General features: G+C 38.0%; 17 protein-coding genes. 3 read left to right on the forward strand and 14 right to left on the reverse strand.

Annotation, left to right across the window (positions count from 1 at the left end):
• The first annotated feature begins 63 nt into the window (after positions 1-63).
• Entirely contained in the window at positions 64-1,179 is a 1,116-nt protein-coding gene (locus IPH66_01590) for an OmpA family protein (GenBank protein ID MBK7128044.1), read from the forward strand.
• Positions 1,179-1,856, forward strand: a complete 678-nt coding sequence (gene tsaB, locus IPH66_01595; protein MBK7128045.1) for a tRNA (adenosine(37)-N6)-threonylcarbamoyltransferase complex dimerization subunit type 1 TsaB — start codon at positions 1,179-1,181, stop codon at positions 1,854-1,856. Before IPH66_01590 ends, tsaB begins: the two co-directional genes overlap by 1 nt.
• On the opposite strand, the gene IPH66_01600 is transcribed toward tsaB, so the two are convergent.
• Entirely contained in the window at positions 1,853-3,370 is a 1,518-nt protein-coding gene (locus IPH66_01600) for a 2,3-bisphosphoglycerate-independent phosphoglycerate mutase (GenBank protein ID MBK7128046.1), read from the reverse strand. The two genes, tsaB and IPH66_01600, sit on opposite strands and share 4 nt — an antisense overlap.
• A 147-nt stretch (positions 3,371-3,517) precedes the next feature.
• On the opposite strand from IPH66_01600, the gene IPH66_01605 reads away from it, so the two are divergent.
• Entirely contained in the window at positions 3,518-5,260 is a 1,743-nt protein-coding gene (locus IPH66_01605) for a hypothetical protein (protein ID MBK7128047.1), read from the forward strand.
• A gap of 45 nt (positions 5,261-5,305) precedes the next feature.
• Here the strand turns inward: IPH66_01605 and IPH66_01610 are convergent, their stop codons facing one another.
• From IPH66_01610 to IPH66_01670, 13 genes are all read right to left on the reverse strand, one after another.
• Positions 5,306-6,136: a hypothetical protein gene (locus tag IPH66_01610; GenBank protein MBK7128048.1), complete on the reverse strand. Its 831-nt coding sequence runs from the start codon at positions 6,134-6,136 to the stop codon at positions 5,306-5,308.
• Between the two features lie 4 nt (positions 6,137-6,140).
• Positions 6,141-6,707 carry a DUF420 domain-containing protein gene (locus IPH66_01615; protein MBK7128049.1) on the reverse strand — a complete coding sequence of 189 codons (567 nt, stop codon included), beginning with the start codon at positions 6,705-6,707 and terminating at the stop codon, positions 6,141-6,143.
• Positions 6,697-7,362, reverse strand: coding sequence for an SCO family protein (locus IPH66_01620; GenBank protein MBK7128050.1), 666 nt, complete (start codon positions 7,360-7,362; stop codon positions 6,697-6,699). The genes IPH66_01615 and IPH66_01620 overlap by 11 nt, the downstream gene beginning before the upstream one ends.
• On the reverse strand, positions 7,352-8,305 hold the full coding sequence (locus IPH66_01625) for a TerC/Alx family metal homeostasis membrane protein (protein ID MBK7128051.1): 954 nt from the start codon (positions 8,303-8,305) through the stop codon (positions 7,352-7,354). Before IPH66_01625 ends, IPH66_01620 begins: the two co-directional genes overlap by 11 nt.
• Before the next feature lie 54 nt (positions 8,306-8,359).
• Positions 8,360-9,082, reverse strand: a complete 723-nt coding sequence (locus IPH66_01630; GenBank protein MBK7128052.1) for a hypothetical protein — start codon at positions 9,080-9,082, stop codon at positions 8,360-8,362.
• 30 nt (positions 9,083-9,112) lie between these two features.
• Complete coding sequence (locus IPH66_01635) at positions 9,113-9,487, reverse strand: cytochrome C oxidase subunit IV family protein (protein MBK7128053.1); 375 nt, start codon at positions 9,485-9,487, stop codon at positions 9,113-9,115.
• Between the two features lie 19 nt (positions 9,488-9,506).
• Positions 9,507-10,208 carry a cytochrome c oxidase subunit 3 gene (locus IPH66_01640; GenBank protein ID MBK7128054.1) on the reverse strand — a complete coding sequence of 234 codons (702 nt, stop codon included), beginning with the start codon at positions 10,206-10,208 and terminating at the stop codon, positions 9,507-9,509.
• A gap of 24 nt (positions 10,209-10,232) precedes the next feature.
• Entirely contained in the window at positions 10,233-11,309 is a 1,077-nt protein-coding gene (locus IPH66_01645) for a cytochrome c oxidase subunit 3 (GenBank protein ID MBK7128055.1), read from the reverse strand.
• Positions 11,309-12,067 carry a protoheme IX farnesyltransferase gene (cyoE, locus tag IPH66_01650; protein ID MBK7128056.1) on the reverse strand — a complete coding sequence of 253 codons (759 nt, stop codon included), beginning with the start codon at positions 12,065-12,067 and terminating at the stop codon, positions 11,309-11,311. Before cyoE ends, IPH66_01645 begins: the two co-directional genes overlap by 1 nt.
• 223 nt (positions 12,068-12,290) lie before the next feature.
• Positions 12,291-13,823: a hypothetical protein gene (locus IPH66_01655; GenBank protein MBK7128057.1), complete on the reverse strand. Its 1,533-nt coding sequence runs from the start codon at positions 13,821-13,823 to the stop codon at positions 12,291-12,293.
• On the reverse strand, positions 13,810-14,895 hold the full coding sequence (locus tag IPH66_01660) for an undecaprenyl/decaprenyl-phosphate alpha-N-acetylglucosaminyl 1-phosphate transferase (GenBank protein ID MBK7128058.1): 1,086 nt from the start codon (positions 14,893-14,895) through the stop codon (positions 13,810-13,812). The genes IPH66_01655 and IPH66_01660 overlap by 14 nt, the downstream gene beginning before the upstream one ends.
• A gap of 13 nt (positions 14,896-14,908) precedes the next feature.
• A complete protein-coding gene (locus tag IPH66_01665; protein ID MBK7128059.1) occupies positions 14,909-16,432 on the reverse strand; it encodes a hypothetical protein in 1,524 nt (507 codons plus the stop codon).
• 100 nt (positions 16,433-16,532) lie between these two features.
• Positions 16,533-17,471 carry a GDP-L-fucose synthase gene (locus IPH66_01670; GenBank protein MBK7128060.1) on the reverse strand — a complete coding sequence of 313 codons (939 nt, stop codon included), beginning with the start codon at positions 17,469-17,471 and terminating at the stop codon, positions 16,533-16,535.
• Between the last annotated feature and the right edge of the window lies 1 nt (position 17,472).

The raw sequence follows: 17,472 nt of genomic DNA on the forward strand, positions 1-17,472 counted from the left end.
AAAAAGGTTTGCTCAATATTAATACTGCTCCAAGGATTTTTTGCTTTTGCACAAGGTTTCAAAATGCATTATTCCAGCTCGTTTGCTGATTGTTTTGGCGCGGTTGAAGTATATGACTATACCGTAGAATCGCAAATTCAGTTCCCGGGCAATTACGGGCAACGGGATGATTTTATTAATATGTATCCTGATTTTCATGAGGTGAATTCTGTTTGGCTGCGTCTTGAACCAAATGTTGACGGCAAGTTTGAATTTGAAATTTATACTGAAAATAATGTGGATTTCAGCTATCTCCTTTTTAGGGCAGATGACAATACCTTTTGTGAAAAACTTGAAGCCAATCAGGTGACCCCCATTCTCACAGACATGTCTATGTATTATGAAAAAGGTGCTGAAGATGAACCACGGCAAGAAAATTTCAAACCAAGTGTTGCCGCATCTATGGGTGATGTCTTTTATCTTTTGATTCATACCAACTCAACCTATACCGGAAAAGTGCGAGTAAAATTTAATCGCATTGGTCAGGTGGGTACCACAAAATCAAAAGTGCAGGATTTCAGAAAAGACAAATCAGATCATTTTGTCCGATTAAAAATTCGTGATAAAGACACCGGTGAGCCGGTAGAGGCAAATCTGATCATTAACGGCGTTAATCAAGATAATGCATTGTTCATGGGTACTGATTTTATTTTTAGTGCAACCTCTGCAAAAACCTTGCACATAGAATCTAACACGCAGGGATATTTTATTTATGTACGTGATATTACGATGGAAAAAGATCCGGATACGGATACAGAAATTGTAATTGAATTAGAACGATTGGCACCGGGTAAAAAACTCTTGTTAGAGGATATCAAGTTTTCTCAAGATTCAGATGAATTTTTACCCATATCAATGCCTGCGTTAAAACGACTACTTGATTTTTTAGCTCTAAATGAAACGGTGCGCATTGAAATACAAGGTCATGTGAATGATCCGGGAAATAAAGATCCAAAACATTCACAACAGCTTTCTGAGAATCGCGCAAAGGCGGTTAAAAAATGGTTGAAGGATAACGGAATTGATGAATCTCGTTTAGAAGCGGTTGGTTACGGCGCAACAGAAATGGTATACGAAAAACCAAAAAATGCCGAAGAAGAAGAGGCGAATAGAAGAGTAACAATTATGATCATTGAATAATGTCACTCATCTTACATCTTGAAACCGCTACCAAAACTTGTTCTGTTTGTCTTTCACAAAACGGTAATTTGCTTGCACTTAAAGAAGAAACTACCGTTGAGTTTTCTCATGCTGAAAATCTTAATGTTTTCATCGAAGAGGTTTTAAAACAAGCCGGAAAAAAATTGAATGATCTGAATGCTGTTGCCGTAAGTGAAGGACCCGGTTCATATACCGGTTTGCGTATTGGAACATCGTCTGCCAAAGGCCTTGCTTATGCATTGGATATTCCTGTCATTGCGGTGAATTCATTACTCTCTCTTGCTGCATTAGTTAAAACAGATAAAGATTTTATTTGTCCCATGTTTGATGCGCGGCGCATGGAAGTTTTTGCAGCGGTGTATGATTCGTCATTGAATGAAATAAAAGCTACAGAAGCTGTAATTCTGGATGAACATTCGTTTACTGATTTACTTGAAAATAAATCGGTGCTTTTTCTTGGACCTGGTGCAATGAAATGTAAAGATGTACTTCAACATGCTAACGCATTTTTTGATACCGATACGTTGGTCTCATCTCGCGGAATGGTGCAACGTGCAAATGAAAAATTCAGCCAAAAAGATTTTGTCAATTTGGCGTACTTTGAACCCTTTTATCTGAAAGATTTTGTAGCCGGAGAAAAGAAAAATAAGGCTTAATTAATAAGTACCTTACCGGTCATTTCAGCCGGAATTTCAAGACCCATCAAATGAAGAATTGTTGGCGCAACATCTGCTAAAATTCCGTTTTGTACTTTAGTTACACTGTTGTCAAGTACAATAACCGGTACCGGATTCAACGAATGGGCTGTGTTAGGGCTTCCATCCGGATTAATGCAAAAATCTGAATTACCATGATCAGCAATGATGATGAACGAATAACCAAGTGACTGTCCTTTTTCAACAACTTGTTTTACACAAGTATCAACACATTCTGCCGCTTGTAATATGGCAGCATAAACTCCGGTGTGACCAACCATGTCTGCATTGGCAAAATTCAGACAGATAAAATCAGGGGCATTTTTTTCCATGTCATAACAAACGGCATCAGCCACTTCGTGCGCACTCATGGATGGTTTTAAGTCGTACGTAGCTACTTTTGGTGACTGAATAAGAATGCGCCGCTCTCCTTCAAATTCTTTTTCACGTCCGCCTGAAAAGAAAAAACTTACATGCGGATATTTTTCAGTTTCTGCAATTCTTATTTGTGTTCGCTTATTTTTTGAAATGATTTCTCCCAACGTATTTTCCAAATTATCTTTTTCAAAAATTATCTGCACATTTTTAAATGTCTCATCATAATTTGTCATAGTGACATAATGAAGATTCATTTTTTTCATGTTGAATTCCGGAAAATCTTGTTGCGTTAATGCCATGGTGATTTCACGGCAGCGATCAGTTCTAAAATTGAATGAAATTACCACGTCACCTTCTGCAATTGTTGCAAGCGGCTTACCATCTGACACTATAACAAATGGTTTAATAAATTCGTCGGTGATATTTTGTGCGTATGATTTTTCAATTGCTTCAAGGGCAGTTTCAACTTTCTCACCTGTACCTGAAACTAGAAGATCATAAGCCAGTTTAATGCGCTCCCACCGTTTGTCACGATCCATTGCGTAGTAACGTCCGATAACTGATGCGATTTTTCCGGTTGAGTTGGCAAGACGTTTTTCAAGATCACGGATATGACCCATGCCGGTTGTTGGGTTGCAATCACGTCCATCAGTGAATGCGTGAATATATAAATCATTCACTCCCTTTTTTTTGGCCAGATCACTCAATGCATAAATATGATCTTGTGATGAGTGAACACCGCCGGTAGAAACAAGCCCGATGAGATGAATTTTTTTCTTGTTCTGAAGGGCATAATCAAATGCCTGATTCAAAATTTTATTTGTCTGAAATTCGCCGTCACGAATTGCTTTATTAATACGGGTGAGTTCTTGATACACTATTCTACCAGCACCAATGTTGAGGTGACCAACTTCTGAATTGCCCATTTGTCCGCTTGGCAAACCAACATGTTCACCGTCAGTTAAAAGTTCAGCATTTGGATAATTCTTTTCAAGTTGATCCATGTATGGGGTATTGGCATTGAAAATACCATCAGCTTTAGAGTGATCACCATGACCCCATCCGTCTAAAATGAGAAGTGCAAGTTTTTTGGCCATAAATCAGAATTATGGGTATAAAGGTAAGGCAAAATTTACATGTCTTTTAAAATGAATGAACCAATATGGTGTGCGGTTGTATTATACTTTGAAATTCGTCATGAAGTGTGAATAACCTGATGGGATTTGAGAATTAAAATAATAGATATGAATAAAATTTCAAGCCTAATTTTACTGCTTAGTCTGCACATGCATGTGCATATATTTTCACAAATAAAATCATTTGAATATACCGGAAGTTCACAAACCTATGTTGTACCCGATGGTGTGTACAGTTTGAAATTTGATGTGTACGGGGCAAGCGGAGGTTGGAATGATTACAGCGGTACACGATATGATAAATATGAGCCCGGCAATGGAGGGCATGTTCAGGCAGTATTATCTGTGCGTCCGGGTCAAACCATTTTTATATATGTTGGAGGCAGAGGAGAAGATGCCCTGTCAGGCACCGGTGGTAAAGGAGGTTACAATGGAGGCGGAGATGGAAATACTTCAGGTGTTTACAGTGGAGGAGGAGGTGGTGGCGCAACCGATATAAGAATTGACGGCACCACATTGAATCATCGTTTGCTGGTTGCAGGTGGTGGCGGAGGTGCAGCATATAATTATCCTGATGGTGGTGATGATGGCGGTCATGGTGGTGATTTAATTGGCGGTGATGGTTTTTCAAATTTCAAACAAGAAGATGAATCTCGTGGGCGCGGAGGTTCTCAAAATGAAGGTGGATTAGGTGGACAATGGCCATCTTATGAACGGGCAACCGATGGAACATTTGGTATTGGTGGATCAGGTCCTGCCGGAACGTGCGGTACCGGTGGCGGTGGTGGATACTACGGCGGTGGCGGCGGTTGCTGGTCTGGCGGTGGCGGTGGAAGCAGCTATACGCATCGTGATGCAAAACAAGTTAAACATGAACAAGGTGTGCACTCCGGAAATGGAAAAGTGATCATCACCATCGGTAATAATTTTACACAAGAGGAAGATTGTACGAAACCGCTCATTTATGTCAACGGCAACACAACACTGTGTGAAGGAGAGTATCTTTCTTTAAACGCTATTTCTAATTATCGCGCCAGCTTATCTTGGGATCATCAAATTTTGAATAATGTTTCTTTTTCTCCGCCGGTTGGTACTACAACCTATACTGTAACAAGTGATGATCGGCGTGAATGTGCTAATTCTATAACCATTACGGTTATTCCCGGCACAATCAAAGCAACTACCACAAACGGTATAATTTGTGAAGGAGAATCTACTACACTGATTGGGTATGGTGCTGATCAATATGTTTGGGATAAAGGGGTGCAGAATGATGTTCCGTTTAATCCGCCTGTTGGTGTAAATAATTACACGGTACACGCTGTAAGTGATGACCCAACCAGACAATGCGGGAATTCTGCATCGGTTTTTGTTGTGGTCAATAAAGTAGATGCTGTTGCACAAGTATCTGAGGGAAATTATATGAAACCCGCAGGTATTGATATTACACCAACCGGTGGAACATATCCATATAGATTCGTTTGGACAAAAGATGGAAATGAATTTGCAAAATCTGAAGATGTATTTAATCTTGCATCGGGTAATTATGAAGTGATGATTGTTGACGCAATTGGCTGTTCCGTAAAAAAATCTTTTCAAATAGGGTCGGTTCTTTATCAGCCTCAAACTAATAACCTAACTGCGCAGTTAAGTAGTGATCAACTCTTTTTACATGTTAAGTACAATGGAATTTTTGAATATAAAATTCTGAATGAATCAGGTGAAATTATGATTACCGGTACTGTACAAAATGAAGGAAATATTGATGTGTCAACTTTACCATCCGGCGCTTACCGAATTTGTTCTGTACATAATTACACATCTGATAATGTCAATTTTATTAAGTGGTAATCAAGTGATTTTTTTGGTCTGCAATTTTGCGAATCTGTTGTGTGATTATGTTCCCTGAAAAATTTCAGTGAGCATGATTACAAGCTCGTCTTGATGTCTTGTGTAAGGCGGCTGCAGCGTAATGTGAATTCTTTTTGATCTTACTTGTGCTTCAAAAACCGGACTTGATTTTTCAGCTAATTTGAAAATTAAATGTCCACCGTAGGGTTGTTGATAGTGTCCGGTATCATAGGTGTACAATTCATAATAAACTGACAAACCGCTTTCTGATGTTTTTTCAATTCGGGTAAAATCTTCATGCGTGTGAATACGATTTTCTGTTTTTCTGTCTTGATATCCAAATTCAGGAGACCTATTTTCAGTAATGAGTCTGCATGCTTTGTTCATGGCAGCAATAAATCGCTCTTCAAATTGATGTTCACTCTCAAATGAAATAGCATATTCAAAAGGATTGTTTGGATTGGCAGCAATTGCTTCAGCTGAATTTGAAATGGTCACAATGGGTGTTGCTGCTTGATCCTCTTGTTTTTCCAGTAATGGCTTAAACTGCATATCTATGAAAGCAGCCAATGTTTCAGATTTTTCATCAAGCCATTTTATTTGAAACTGATCTTGTAAATTGATGGTGATATGCAAAACCAATTCACCTGATTTGAAAAGTTTGTATTCAATTAAACTACTGTCTGAACTCAATGTGAAGCTAAAGACACTAGCTGATCCAATAGTTTTTTTGTGAAGATTTTTATAATCAATGGTAGAATCAATTTTAGGTCCTGCAAAGACAGAAATCACATCTGAAATTTCTTGAAAAATGCGAATGTGATCATCCTGCTTTTGTCTAAAAATTCCGGGTATTTGTTTTGATTTCTGAAGCATGATTTTAATGCCCGTAGAAAGGGGATATCATGATATAGACTGCCACACCTGAAATTGCAACATACAACCAAATGGGAAAAGTTTTACGCGCCCATTTTTTATGACTTGGGTAGTTGCCTGCAAATCCTTTTAAATAGGTAAACAAAACCAGCGGAATTACCACGATGCTCAGTACAATATGTGAAATCAACAATAAAAGATAGAGCAAGCGACTTGATTGAAATTGCGTTCGCTCATCAGGTTCTAGAAAATGATTGTGATTCAAGTCTCCGTATAAAACATGTTCAGAGGTAATGTGATAAGTAATGTATCCACATAAAAACAATACACTGCACAGCAAAGCAAGTTTGATTAAATTCTGATGCAGATTGCGATTTCCTTTTTTAATGGCAATCACTGCCGCAACTAAAATGATTGCGGTTAATGCATTAATGCTTGCGTAGATAGGTGGTAAAAATGAAAAATCATACCCTTTGATTTTCACTCCAAACAATGCAGCAACCACAAGTGGTATAACTACTGAAGCTACAAAAACCCAAGGGCGGTATTTTTTTTCAATATCAGTTTGCATACTCTTCTTTGAGTAGTTTGCGAATATCTTTTTCAAGTTGATCTACTTCTGCAACGTCAGTACCAACATACATTCCTCTGATATGACCTTCACGGTCTATCAGCACAAATTGTTCTGAATGTAAAAATCCGCCATCAGCTTTTTCATCTTCCATGGCGCTCAGCAAATAACCATCCATGCCTAAATCATAAACATATTGCTGTTCCCCGTAAAGAAAAAACCAATTGCGCGTATCCAATTGTCTATCGTTAATATATACCTGTAATTTTGGAACAGTGTCTCTTTTTGGATCAACAGTATGTGAGAGAAACATAATTTCTTCTATGTCTTTTGTGTTCTCTTGTAATCTTTTCATTTGCTCTATCATGGCGGGACAAATAGAAGGACATGTGGTAAAGAAAAAATGAACCACATGAATTTTGTTTGCCACGCGGTCATTCGTGAATGTTGTGCTGTCATGTGCAAGTAATTCGTATGAGGGCACGGTGTGGTAAATAGTGTCAGCACCTACAATTTCTGACTCACCTAAATAGGGCAGCGGAATTGGTTTGGGCTGTGTACTCACTTCAGTGTTTTCACTTCCTCCACAGGATAACATTGAACAACTCAATGCAAAAATTCCTGTAATTAATTTTAACGAACGCTTATTCTGCATGTTCTGAATTTTTTTCTGCTTTTAATAATGATACAATGATGCCGGTTATGAGTGAAACGGCAATAAATGGCAATGACATCCATTCCATAAAATGGAAAAACTCAATTTGGATCAGCAATAATTTCAGCGCTACAAATAATAGAATGGCAAAGACGCTGTACTTGAGAAATCTGAATTTTTTCAGCATGTTGGCAAGGAAAAAATACATTGAGCGTAAACCCAGTATGGCAAAAATATTAGAACTGAAAACAATGAATGGATCTTCAGTAATTGATATGATGGCGGGGATACTATCTAAAGCAAAAAGCAAGTCAGTCAACTCAATCATGATGAGCGCAGCAAATAACGGTGTTGCCATTTTTACACCATCTTCAATTATCCAGAATTTGTCACCGTCACTTTTAGTACTGATTTTAAAAATACGATGTAAACGACTCACGCCTTTTTTCTCTTCTTCCTCTTCTTCGTTTTCAGGTTTCAGCATTTTGAATGCGGTGTATAATAAAAATGCACCAAATATCCAGGTCATCCACTCAAAATTCTCTATCAGTTTTACACCAAGAATAATGGTAACCCCGCGCAAAACAATGGCACCAATAATACCCCAGAATAATGCTTTGTGTTGACTATCTTGTTTAATTTTAAAAGATCTGAATATCATAGCAATCACAAAAAGATTGTCTACACTGAGCGACAGTTCAATTAAATATCCGGTGATATAATTATACCATGCATGCAAAGGCCCTTTGGTGTGCTGATGCTGCATAATTTGTGCATCATATAACCAATACAATACTCCTGAAAAAATAATAGCGATACTTACCCAGAAAACCGTTTCAATGGCCGCTTTACGGTTAGAAACATGTTCTCCTTTTTTATTCAAAACAAAAAGATCAAACAATAATAAACCTAGAACTAAAGCAATCAGGAGAACCCAAACCATGGTATGAAAAATTTATGCGAAATTAATGCAATCACTTCAGACTGAGTGCACGAATTATTTATTTCTTTTTTGACGATTTGCGTCAAATTCTTCTTTTTTCAACAGCTTGAGAATGTCAAAAAAATTGCGCAAATGCGTATCGCTGCGCGCGTTGCTCACCCCACGAATATAACCTTCCTTATCAATCAATACCAAAGAATTTGTAAACGCATATTTACCAATTTCATAATCTTCAGGTGTTGATGGGTGATGATTAAATTGATCACCATAATAGTTGAATGAATAAAATGGTGATGGGTCACCGGTGGTCATCCACCACAATTTCTGATCATATTCTTTCATCTCTTCAACAAGTAGTTCTGATGCCGTTGAGTCAGCATTGCCGTCCTGATCTGTTAATATGGATAGCACGCGTACGTTGTGGTATCCATCAGGATGCTTCAACATCACTGAATAAATAATTTCATTGAACAAAACAACACCCAAGCCACATTCTTTTTGTGAAGGGCATTCATCTTGAAGTGTTGTTACAATGATAAACTTGTTGCGAATAGAATCACGATTGATGATTTTTCCATCAAAGGTAATTAGCTCAAAGTCAGGGATAGTGTATGCTGCAGAGTCTGTTATATTGCCGCTTTCATCACGTGTATACTCCCAACCCAAATAGGGCGGCTTTATAAAATGATTTGAAATGGTATTGGCAATCCACCAGATAACAAACCCGGGACCCAGAAAAACCAATAATACAACAAGTAGTTTACCTGTCCGGGACATCTCAGAAATTAAGTAAAAGTAATTACCTGATTATTTCAGGAATTGCCATGCTTCATTCACGTAAACACCCTCTAAGTAGAGAATGAAAACAGTGTACAACATGAACACGATGTATGGAACCAAAATCATGTAACGCAAACTTTTGTTCTCATCACCCAAGTGCATAAACACCATGACAATATAGCCTGCTTTTACAACTGTAAGTAAAATGTATCCAATTTTAATCATGGTCCAAGCGTAACCTTGAACACTGTCTTTTGGAAAAAATATACCAACAACTACTTCAAGTGCTGTGATAATAGAAAGGATAGCAGTTACTTTCCATATTTTTTTGCGAACAAGTTTACCTTGCTCTTCATTGTGGTGAGTATCTAACGAATACTCATAAATATCATCTCTTACCATACCAGTAATTTTTTTTCAGTTAAACAAGATAGAAGAAGGTAAATACAAATACCCAGACAAGGTCAACAAAGTGCCAGTATAAACCAACCTTCTCAACCATTTCATAATGTCCGCGTTTATGATAAACTCCGCGGTTTACCTGACGAAGCACCAATAAGTTGAACACCACACCGGTCAACACGTGAAAACCGTGGAAACCTGTAATGAAGAAAAAGAAATCAGCATATAAAGTTGGTCCGTAAGGATTATGCGACAAGGTTGCATTGTCAGCCCAAGTGCCGATGTGGCCATCAGGTCCGGCAATAAAAGTTGACCATTCCCAAACCTGAGACAAAAGGAAAATCAAACCACCCACTACGGTAAGGGCAAGCCATTTAATCACGCCTTTTTTATCCATGCGGTGTCCGGCTTCAACAGCAAGCACCATAGTAACTGAACTCACGATGAGTATGAATGTCATGAACGCTACATAAATAAGCGGCATATGACCATGTGTGAAAGGGAAGTGGAAGAAAACATCTTCACCAGATGGCCACGGGGTAACCCATTCAGGATTTGAGAACTTTGCAAAACCGAGGGCGCAAAGCAAGCCGCCAAAGGTTAATCCGTCAGAAACGAGGAAAATCCACATCATGAGTTTTCCGTAACTGGCTTTGAAAGGAGAAGTTTTTCCACCCCAAGCTGCTGATGCGTCTAAAGTTTGTGCAGATGCTCCGGCCATAGTTTTAGTTTTAGATGTGCAAGTTTAATGATAAAAAATCAAAAATAAATACAAATAAATCCACAATAAGCCCAAAAAGTGCCAATAGATTGAGCCTAACTGAATTCCAAGGTGATTTTCAGCGGTATATTTATTGCGCAATGATTGTGAAAAAATAACCATCAAGGCAATTAAGCCACCCACCCAGTGCAACATGTGAACCAAAGTAAATACCCAGATATACGAACTGCTTTTATTGCGGCTTCCTCGTAGATCATTGTCTTGCTTAGCGCTCAAACGCTGACCATTCATAAAAAATGACCGGTTGGTGTATTCTACTTTCTTGCCTTTATAATAAATTTCAAAATCTTCTCCATATCTGCCCGTCATCATAAAATCACCCCGGTTGTTGACAATACATTCAGCAAAACGATACACTCTTTCATGCGCCTCAACAGGCAGCATTTGCCCATTCAGTGTGAGTTGTTGGTTTGCATAAGAAACCGGATTACCGCCTGAGTACAATGTAAATTGTGTTCCGTAACCGGTCAAATTATAGGCGTGTTCTTTATTAGTATATATTGCCCCTTCCATCAGAGCACGACTAAATTCTTTCATCTGCTCATGCAAGTTCTCGCTGATTACGTCACCTTTCCAGTAGAAATCATATCCGTCAAAAGTTATTTCACTTTCTTCATAAGATAAAGAGTAGTATTGACCATATCTTCCGCTCTGATTCAAAACATGATCACGCAAGGTATTTCCTTTACTAAACAGATCTGTCCATCCGGCAAATTGAAAGTAGCCAAACAAAACGGCAAAAATAAGTGCGGCTCCTAATGATAATTTGGTGAGTAATGCGTTCTGTTTTTTTACAAAAGATTTTGAAAGAATGAGCGCAATACTGCCGGCAACAATCATCAAGGTGCTATATAGAAATGCATCAGGCAAGGTGATTTTTACCCAAAACTCAGATCCGTTTGATACAATATAAGCGCTGGTGAGTCCGGCAAAAATCATGATGATACTGAAAATGCCAAACCACAAGAGTGATTTTTTAACTCGTGTGTTGAGTTTCAGGTTGTCTTGTTGTTGCTGGGTTGATTCTTCTTGTTCTACCATTATATCTTATCAAATACGTATAAAAACTGAATGATGGGCAAATAAATAAACGAGGCAAACATCAGTGATCGCGCAGCTTTATCTTGAAGGTTGAGGTATAATCTGTACGACGTGAGAAAAAACCAGAAACCTGCTATGGTGCCTAATATTAATGAGACATCTCCGGTAAATCCAAAAAACCAAGGCAGAATTCCAACCGGAATCATGAGCAAAGAATAACCGGCAATTTGAAAAGCAGATACTTTGTTTTTACGTCCTTTTGAAGGTAACAAAGAGAAACCTGCACGGGCATAATCATCATCCATTACCCATGCTATGGCCCAGAAGTGAGGAAATTGCCACACGAACTGAATCAAAAACATGATGCCCACCAGGAGATTAAACTCACCGGTAACAGCAACAACACCAAGCATTGGTGGAATAGCACCTGGAAATGCTCCAACAAAAACCGCCCAGGGACTAATACGTTTCATAGGCGTATACAAAAACACGTACATCACTAGGGCTAGTACACCTAATATTCCTGCAAAATAATTGAGATAAAATAACATGAGCGCACCTGTGATCGCACAAAAAGATGAAATAATAAATGCTGAAGTAACACTCATTCGCCCCGCCGGAATAGGTCGATTTTTTGTGCGGTTCATGAGTTTATCCAAATCTCTTTCCAGTATCTGATTAAATCCGTTTGAAGCACCGGTGATTAAAAACCCACCAACCACAAGTAAAACAAAGTGATGATCAAATTTTCCCTTCAGCAAAAAAATATCCTGCAGTGGCTGACAAAACAACCAGCGAGGCAAGTCGTAACTTTAGCAATAGCGCGTAATCTTTCCAACGTGGTACTGCAATTTCCTGAACCAAAACCTGATCTTTTGAAAGCATTTTCTTAAATAAGGCGCAAATTTAATAATAATAGAGCAGGAATTGAACAGGTGTTATTAAGCGCCTGATATATTTCTCAACTACATGAATGAATCGCTAATAATCAGCGTAGATATTCCATAATCTGGTTCTTATACCCACCGTTACAAAGTGTTGATGCAAGGTTTCTGTTGATGACCAGCTCATGCGATACTGATACATTGCCGTGATATAAAGATCAATTTTATTCAGTAAAGGATACTCTGCTATGAACTGTTCGTTGAAAATGGTCATGCGGTTTCCCTGCATAATTTTGTGACCGTAATTACCGTTGCGATCTGAGTAAGATCTGAAAATATTTTGCCCCTGATTAATACTGTCTTTGTCAACTCCAATACCCAAAAAAGTGATTTTATTGGTGAACATGATTTTTTCTTTTCGGAATGAAACAATATTTACTAGTTCGTAAAAATTAGCTCCGGCCGGATGCGCCACCGCTGAATTGAAATGCCCGTAACTCTGCACGGCATATTTGTGAGCGTAAGTGAATGGCCTAACCATATTGAATTCAAGTTGCAGATAGAGATTGTCAACAAAAAATTGATTTGATTTATAGCCCACCTGAATAGCGTATTTATTGCCCCACCAATTATTGCCCGCTTTTAATTCTGACAGTAAAAATTCATCCAACAAAAGTTGAGAATAAAAGCAGTGGTGCTGATCAGGTTTGTAATTGAGGGATGCTCCTAATAACACGTTATCAGCTGAACCCAACCCATATTCAACAGGACGAAAAAACACAACCGGATTTAAATAATTAAAATCAAAATTGCGTTGCGCCAAACTGTCTTTTGCCTGCCACACTACCGTCTCAAAAACTCCAATATTTAATCCGGGAATGATATTCCAACTCAGATAATGTGAACTTGAAAACTTCATTTTATCCATCGTTCTGTCTGATGGAAAAGCAGAATTGTCATTCCAAACAGCATAAAGATTCACGTATTGAATGCTACCAAATGATGTTTGAATTTTAAAAAAGGGATATGGCGCTGCATGGTCTGATAAAAATACGGATCGGTATCCTTCTCCAAAAAAATGTTTTCCATATCCGGTGCTCAAGGTAAAAATTCGGTGTGGTTTGTATGCCAGAATAAATTCACTACGCTGAAATAATGAGCCGGTGATGGGGCGTGTTGTGCCAGCGTCTATGCCAAAATTTTGTCTGACAGAATCAAGGGTGAATATTTGTTCTGATACATAAGGTAAAACCTTGAGTGAACTGTACCATTTTTTACTGCTGAATTCTGTTCCTATTCCAATACCTGCTGTATAACGGAAAGGACTTGCCTGCATGGTTCCGCTTTCAAGGCCTCCCATCAAATCAGTAATAGGATAGATGCGTGCAGAAATACCGTCCTTATTTTTTTTTGCTGGGTGAATTGTCAATTGACCGGGCGTTTTTTCAAGGGCTGATTCTGATTCAAAAAACAAGGGAAGAATTGCCGTGTGAATGTTATCTTCAGTCGTAAAATATCTTTCTGAAAATTGAATACGATGTTTATATTCCAGCAAATCAACGCGCATTTGTGATGATACATTGTAGCTGAAAAACAGCAGTGTTATATAGAAGAATTTATTCAGACTCATCTGTAGTTTTCTTTTTATATCCAAGAAAAACGTAGCCAACAAATAATGCAGCAACTCCAAGACTAATTACAAAGCTGATATTTGGATTTTCAAATTGTATAAAATACGTTTGCGCAATAATGATGATGCTGAAAATATAAATGGTAATCACTGTTTTTTTATGGCTGTGATTTTTTTCCATCAGCTTGTGATGCAAGTGATTTTTGTCTGCACTCATGGGTGATTTTCCTCGCGCAGCACGTATGGTAAACACACGTAAGGTGTCAAGTAGTGGATAAGCAAGAATAGCCATGGCTGCGACAGGCGTAGAAATATTTCTGAAATCAGGCGGAATAAAATCAAGAGGTGATTCAATCAATTTAATTGCCAGAACGCTGACAATAGCGCCAATGATGAGTGAGCCGGAATCACCCATAAAAATGCGCGCGGGATTAAAATTAAAAACCAAAAATCCAATCAATGAACCGGCAAGAGAAAATGAAACCAATGCCCAGTGTTTATCTCCGTTGAATGAAAACCACAAACCAAACGCCACGCTTGCAATCAAACCAACTCCTGCGGCTAAACCATCTACCCCATCAACCAAATTAATGGCATTCACAATGACAATATAAATGAAAATAGAAATTAAAATACTGGCATATTCGGGTAGTAAAATATCCATGCCAAGGAGACCGTGAAAACTGGTTACACGAATTTCTCCCATCACGCATAAAATAAAACCAACCATGATATGTGCCATAAGTTTTTTCATGGGTGACATACCAATGATATCATCTTTAACACCAATAAAAAAAAGTAAAATCAAACTTGCCATCAGGTACATGAATTCACTCAGTGATGATTTAACTGTGTCGTTGTGCGATGGAAACCATAAGAATACGCTGAAGATAAATGCGCTGAAAATGATTATTCCCCCAATGGTTGGTGTGCTGCTTTTATGAAGTTTACGTGCTTCTTTAGGTTCATCAACCAGGTGTTTTATTTTTGCCACTTTGATCAGCGCTGGTGTGGCAAGCAGAACCACGCTGAAGGAGGTGACAAGGGATAATATCAGATGATAATCTTTCATTAAGCAATGTTTTTTAATAATCAAATCGTTTATTTCTTAGTCTTGTTCTTACAGTTAGATAAACGTAGTCAGTCAAGTTATTGCTCAGGCTGCGGGTTGATTGACGGTGAATATAACCTGCTGCAATTTGTAAGTTGTATCGTTTATTAAATTGAAATCCTGCTTCTGTCTGTGAGTAAAAAATTTTATTGCGATCAAAATCTGTGGCGTTGATATTTGAATAGGCTTGTAATATGTTACCGCCTGTGTTGAGACTATCTGAATAAAGTTGAGCAGAGTAGGTGATGTGCTGACTGAAAAACCAGCGTTTGTATTGATAATTTATTTTAAAAACCAGTTCGTCAAACCCACTTCCCAATGGATGCGCAAGTGAAGAATTGTAGTGTGAATAATTGTACCTCCGTTCATTTGCCAAATAGGCGTTTTGCTCCGCGTGATTGTACTCTGCAAGAAAGTCAAGTTCAGGTATAAATAGGTTGTAAGATTTAAATCCAATTTGATAACCGGCTATTTTTCCATGATCAATTAAAAGTTGACTGTAAATAATATTGCGTGCTAACTGAATGCAGAGATTCATTCCCGCAACTTGATTATAATTGCTGTCTTCAATAAATAACGAGTTCAAGAATGGCACCGGATTTAGCAAAGCACCGTTCATGGGATGTGTTCCAATTGAATCTGTATGTCTCCATACACTTCCTTCAAAAAATCCTAAGAGTATGTTTTTTGTAACAGCAATTTCTGCAAAATGAAAACTTCCCCACTTACGCTCATAGGTTGCTTCGGGTGTATTGAAATATTCTAGTCTGAACAAATTGGTTAGTTGCGTATACATAACATGAAACTGAACACGATCATTCCAGAAATTGGTTTCTAACTTCAAAAAAGGAAAATTAATTGCATTGTCTGATAACAGTAGTGAGCGATATCCGTTGCCAATAAACTGGCTGCCATTTCCAAAATCTAATTTGAAAAATCGTGAAGGAGCAGCAGTGAAATATCCTTCAGCAAATGCAAAATCATAGCCTGTTGATTTAAAAGATTTGGTGCGGGCATATCCCGGTACAACGGCATTCACTTGTTTATACGTTGTTCCTCCACCGGCTAAAATATATTCACCGCGCGATTGAAAAATATCTGACTGATAGCCTGGAACCATTGCCTGATTTTCATAGAACGTGGTAACAAAGCCAATTTTATCAAAAAATTTTGCCTGTACTCTGATGCCACGTGTATTCCAATAATTTGTCATACTTGAATCTCTGGCAAGATCTTTTCCTCCTTCAATGTCAATGATGGGATCAACAGCACACCAGAAATCATCTCCCTTAAAAATCAGAAAATTTTCTTTGAATAATTTTTGAGTAATCCAATAGTATTGTTTTGAATTATCAAAGAAAACAGAATCTGGATATGACCGCTCCTGAAGTATTGGTTTGCTGGTGAGATGTTGTTTGTAAAAATCATGTTCAGTTGAATCAATTAAAAAAAACCGATCAGCGCTGCGATGATAAAATTCTTCAACAGGAAAACTCAATTGAGCCCTGGAAAGAAAAACCGGGACCAAAAAGTAAATCAGCAATATGCCTTGAATAACGCGCATCAATTGATAAGATACGCAAAAACCGGGCTTTTAGTTACGGGCTAAGCTTACTTGTAGCAAGGGCGTCTTGATAGGCTAATTGAATTCCCTCTTCCAAAGAGGTGGTGTAGTGCCAGCCCGCTTTGTTTAAGCGTGTTACATCCATGAGTTTACGAGGTGTTCCATCTGGTTTGCTGCTGTCAAAAGTTAAATCACCGGTATAGCCCACAATTTTTTGAACCAGTTTTGCCAAATCATGAATGGTGATATCAACACCTGAACCTACGTTTATGAATTGTTTTTCATTGTAATGTTGCATCAAGAAAACGCAAGCTTCTGCTAAATCATCTACATATAAAAATTCACGAAGCACTTTTCCTGTTCCCCAAATTTCAACGTTAGGTTTATTTTCTGTTTTTGCAAGATGAAATTTTTTAATCAATGCAGGTAATACATGACTGTTTTGGAGATCATAATTATCATTTGGACCATAGAGATTTGTTGGCATCGCTGAAATGAAGTTACAACCATATTGATCTCTGTATGCTTCACATAATTTTATACCTGCAATTTTTGCAATGGCGTAAGGTTCGTTTGTTTGTTCAAGATATCCGCTCAACAAATAATCTTCTTTCAAGGGTTGAGGTGCAAGCTTTGGATAAATGCAAGATGATCCAAGAAAAAGAAGTTTAGTTACTTTGTTCAGATAGGCTGAGTGAATGATGTTGGATGCAATCATCAAATTATCGTAAATGAACTCAGCACGATAAGTATTGTTAGCCAAGATACCGCCAACCTTGGCCGCCGCCAGAAATACAAAGTCGGGTTGATGCTTTTCAAAAAAAGTATTTACTGCCTGTTGATTTTTCAAATCCAATTCTTTGGATGTTGCTGTAATCAAATTGACAAAACCTTGTGATCTGAGATGTCGTTCAATGGCTGAACCCACCATGCCGCGGTGACCTGCAATATAAATTTTTGAATTTTTTTCCACG

This window comes from Crocinitomicaceae bacterium (assembly GCA_016708105.1).
In the GTDB taxonomy this organism is placed as follows: Bacteria; Bacteroidota; Bacteroidia; order Flavobacteriales_D; family Crocinitomicaceae; genus JADJGJ01.